Genomic DNA, 4,549 nt, shown 5'->3' with positions numbered 1-4,549 from the left:
AGGATAAGTTTGCGTTTAAGGATTCGGAACGTCAGCAAAAGGCGTTATGCCGTTTTGTGAATTTTTATCATCCGGTTAAGCCGCATAAGGGTTTGAAAGGTGATATGCTTTTCGGGGTTTTACAGGCTTCACTGCCCAATCTGTTGTGTAAACAACGCAGGGTTTTCCTACATTTAAGCCTCTTTAACTTAACCAGTGAAGGGGCTTCAACCATATTAATTTTTTTTACACCGTCAATCCTGAACCTGAATTAGATCCAACAACATTCATTGTTCGCGCATTTTGTTCGCGCATTCAAAGAACAAAACACAGTATCCTGTTGCCTCAAAACGGTTTCGTTTCCTGTTCGTAATCTATCCATCCCAAACAAAACAAAAAACGAAGCAAACGAATTTGGTCGTTTGTTCGTGAAATAGCTTATGGATAAGGAATTGAGCCATGACGGTTATAGTGTTTAAGGCCAAGGCGGCAGACGGCGTGGTTTCGGGCGGCCTTTTTTATTAATAAGTGATTTGAAATTATTCGGTATCGGTTACCGGTAACTCTGCCGAACCCATGCGCCGCAAGATGATGTTGGTTTTGCCGCGCAGGCGTTTGCTCTTCGGATTGTCGGCATAAAACAACGGCGCAGGCACGCGGGCGGCTAGTTTGGCGGCTTGTTGCTTGGTCAGTTCCACCGCCGGTTTTTTATAAAAATGCTGCGATGCGGCTTCAGCACCGAACACGCCGTAATGCCATTCAATGATGTTGAGATAGAGCTCGAAAATACGGTCTTTGTCGGTAACGGCTTCCATCATCGCTGTAATGGCTGCCTCTTCGGCTTTGCGGATATAGCTGCGGCTGTCATTGAGAAACAGATTTTTAGCCAATTGCTGGCTGATGGTCGAACCGCCGGCTTTCACTTCGCCGCTTTTTTGGTTGTGCCTGATGGCATTTTGAATACCGTTCCAATCAAAGCCGTCGTGCGCGGCAAATTTGGCATCTTCCGAAGCAATCAAGGCTTTTTTCAGATTGGTTGAAATGCGGTCATACGGTACCCAGCGGTAATCCAGCATCGCACTACGCCCTTCTTCATGAAACTGGCTCATGCGCATGCTCATAAACGCGCTTTTATGCGGAGCAACGGCGCGGTAGGTGATGATGTTGCCGTAAACATAGGCATTGAACAAAATAAAGGCGGCCACAGGCAGCGCCATCAGCCATTTGAGAATGCGCAACATCACAAGTCTTTCATGTATTCGAGCACAGGTTTGATGTCCGGCTCGAAACCGCGCCACAATTGATAGGAAAATGCAGCCTGCCCGACCAGCATGCCCAGGCCATCGGAAGTTTGGCGTGCGCCTGATTCAGCGGCAAATTTCAAAAACAGCTCGGAATCTTTGCCGTAAACCATGTCATAGGCCAAGGCGCACCTGCCGAATACCGCTGGTGCAATGTCAGGCAATTCGCCGCCCAAGCCGCCGGATGTACCATTGATGATGATGTCGAAATGGTTTTCAGGCAATTCGTTCATGACAACAGCACAGATACCGAAACACGAAGCCACTTCTTCTGCTTTGGCACAGGTACGGTTGGTGATGACGATTTCGGCAGGCTGATGGCTTTGCAAAACGGGAATCACGCCGCGCACCGCACCGCCTGCACCAATCAGCAACACACGTTTGCCTACCAGCGGCACGCCTTGCTCCCGAATGATATCGTTGACCATGCCCACGCCGTCACTGTTGTCACCGCGGAATTTACCGTTGCCCAACGGAATGATGGTGTTGACGGCACCGGCAGCCAAGGCGCGCTCGGAGTGTTCGTCAACAAAATTGAAGGCATCTCGTTTAAACGGCACAGTCACGTTCGCCCCCAGCCCTCCTGCGGTAAAAAAAGCGGCAGCAGCGGCATCAAATCCGCCGATCTCAGCGTAAATTCGGTCGTAATCGATGGCAACATTTTCCTGCTTGGCAAATTCCTGATGAATTTGCGGCGATTTGCTGTGTTGCACAGGATTGCCGAATACGGCGTAACGCGGTTTACTGCTCATGGTGCTCTGGTTTCCTTCACTAATTCAGACAAAAACGTTATTATAATGGGATTTGGCAAGGATTAAAGCGGATGCTGCGTTAAATACCGAAAGTTGGTGTATTGTCTCTTTCCGGTAGTAAATTGTTGACAATCAAGCTGTCTGAAATTATATTTCACACATTGGATTCAATAGTTGGACATACAGCGCAATTTATGATATTTCACACTGTTTTTTCAGACGGCCTCACGCCATCATGCGCTATTTTTTTAACTGCTGCTGACAAGCATTCAAACATGATAAAATAGCATTATCCCATTTTCTACCGCCCTGCCGATTCCAGCTTATCCGAGCAAGCATGCAGCCAAAAACAACCCGCGCGGCCGCATTTTTATTCGGATTGACTGATTTCTCTTTTTAGGAGCTTGAACATGTCTATTAAAGACGTTGTAAAACTGATTGAAGAAAGCGAAGCACGCTTCGTTGATTTACGTTTTACCGATACCAAAGGTAAACAACACCACTTTACTATTCCGGCGCGCATCGTGCTGAAAGACCCTGAAGACTGGTTTGAAAACGGCCAAGCCTTCGACGGTTCTTCCATCGGCGGCTGGAAAGGCATTCAAGCTTCCGACATGCAGTTGCGCCCCGATGCTGCCACTGCCTTTATCGATCCGTTTTTTGACGACACCACCGTAGTGATCACCTGCGACGTGATTGACCCTGCCGACGGCCAAGGCTACGACCGTGACCCGCGCTCCATCGCCAAACGCGCCGAAGCTTATTTGAAATCTTCCGGCATCGGCGACACCGCCTTCTTCGGCCCTGAGCCTGAATTTTTCGTCTTTGACGGCATCGCATTCGAAACCGCCATGCACAAAACCCGTTACGAAATCACTTCCGAAACGGGATCATGGTCAAGCGGCGCACATCTTGACGGTCAAAACACCGGCCACCGCCCGACGGTCAAAGGTGGCTACTCGCCTGTTGCTCCGGTTGACCAAGGCCAAGACTTACGTTCGGCTATGGTCAATATTTTGGAAGAAATCGGTATTGAAGTCGAAGTGCACCATGGCGAGGTGGGTACCGGCTCGCAAATGGAATTGGGGACCAAATTCGGCACACTGGTACGCCGCGCCGACCAAACCCAAAACATGAAATACGTGATTTGGAACGTTGCCCACAACTTCGGCAAAACCGCCACTTTCATGCCGAAACCGATTATGGGCGACAACGGTTCGGGCATGCACGTACACCAGTCGATTTGGAAAGACGGCCAAAACCTGTTTGCAGGCGACGGCTACGCAGGCTTGAGCGAAACCGCGCTCTACTACATCGGCGGCATCATCAAACACGCTAAAGCCCTGAATGCAATTTGCAACCCGTCAACCAATTCTTACAAACGCCTCGTGCCGCACTTTGAAGCACCGGTGAAACTGGCTTACTCGGCAAAAAACCGCTCTGCATCTATCCGCATTCCGGCGGCCAACAGTGCCAAAGCCCGCCGCATCGAAGCGCGTTTCCCTGATCCGATGGCCAATCCTTACTTGTGTTTCGCCGCCTTGCTGATGGCAGGTTTGGACGGGATTCAAAACAAAGTCCATCCCGGCGACCCTGCTACGAAAAACCTTTACGACCTGCCACCGGAAGAAGACGCATTGGTACCGACCGTGTGCACCTCTTTGGACGAGGCCTTGGCCGCATTGAAAGAAGACCACGAATTCCTGACCCGCGGCGGCGTATTCAGCAAAGACTGGATCGAAAGTTATATCGCTTTCAAAGAAGAAGATGTCCGCCGCTTGCGCATGGCGCCGCATCCACTGGAATTTGAAATGTATTACAGCCTGTAATCATAAATCAGCGACTTATTAAGGCCGTTTGAAAAATTTTGCGTAACCAAAACGTTTCAGACGGCCTTTTCAAATAATTAAAGACTTAGGAAGAAAAATCATCAAATTTCATGATAAGCTTCTGATATGTCAACTTAAAACAAACACCGAAAGCTCGACAACATTTTTGAACCAAAGTCCAGACAGATGCTACGCCTTTCCATTACCGATTTGGCTGCTTCCGATACTGCCCGTTTACCGGCTCCGGCGTCCGAAGCATTAATACCTGTTTATCAAACTGTTTCGCAGAATCACCCAAGAACATGAAAAGCAGACACCGTTTACAGGCATTGTCGAACTAAATAAAACCTACTTTAGTGCCAAACGTATCCTCAGTAAACAAAGGCGCGGCGCAAGCGGCATCATCTTCAGCATCTTGAAACGAGATAATGAAGTCCATACAGAAATCGTGCCCACTGATTCAAAAGATATTTTGCAATAGGCTATAAAGCTAAAGTACCCATAAACAGTGTTATCAATACTGATAGCCGGAGGAACTATCACGATTGGTAGATATAGGCCGAGACCTCCGCAAAACCCTTTCCAACCGACAAAAGGTTAATGGCTGCTAAAACAACCTAACCCTTTCCCAAACCCCTAAAATCCCCTAAATTCCTTTGAAACCGGATTTTAGAGGATTCTCCCCATG

The 4,549-nt window shown here is 48.6% G+C and carries 3 protein-coding genes and 1 pseudogene; 2 read left to right on the top strand and 2 right to left on the bottom strand.

Annotated features, from left to right (window positions below):
• Positions 1 to 177: pseudogene (locus C7N83_RS16385) on the top strand (IS481 family transposase); the annotation flags it as partial.
• A gap of 341 nt (positions 178 to 518) precedes the next feature.
• Here the strand turns inward: C7N83_RS16385 and mtgA are convergent.
• Both mtgA and aroE read right to left on the bottom strand, forming a co-directional pair.
• Entirely contained in the window at positions 519 to 1,220 is a 702-nt protein-coding gene (mtgA, locus tag C7N83_RS13105) for a monofunctional biosynthetic peptidoglycan transglycosylase (RefSeq protein WP_106743180.1), read from the bottom strand.
• Positions 1,220 to 2,032 (bottom strand): shikimate dehydrogenase, encoded by an 813-nt coding sequence (gene aroE / locus C7N83_RS13100; RefSeq protein WP_106743179.1) that lies wholly within the window; start codon positions 2,030 to 2,032, stop codon positions 1,220 to 1,222. The genes mtgA and aroE overlap by 1 nt, the downstream gene beginning before the upstream one ends.
• 410 nt (positions 2,033 to 2,442) lie before the next feature.
• Here aroE and glnA point away from each other — a divergent pair, with 410 nt between their 5' ends.
• Positions 2,443 to 3,861, top strand: a complete 1,419-nt coding sequence (gene glnA / locus C7N83_RS13095; RefSeq protein WP_106743177.1) for a type I glutamate--ammonia ligase — start codon at positions 2,443 to 2,445, stop codon at positions 3,859 to 3,861.
• Positions 3,862 to 4,549 lie beyond the last annotated feature (688 nt).

Source organism: Neisseria iguanae, from assembly GCF_003013245.1.
In the GTDB taxonomy this organism is placed as follows: Bacteria; Pseudomonadota; Gammaproteobacteria; order Burkholderiales; family Neisseriaceae; genus Neisseria; species Neisseria iguanae.
The sequence above is the reverse complement of the archived record's forward strand: the minus strand, read 5'-3'. Positions and strand labels throughout refer to the sequence as shown.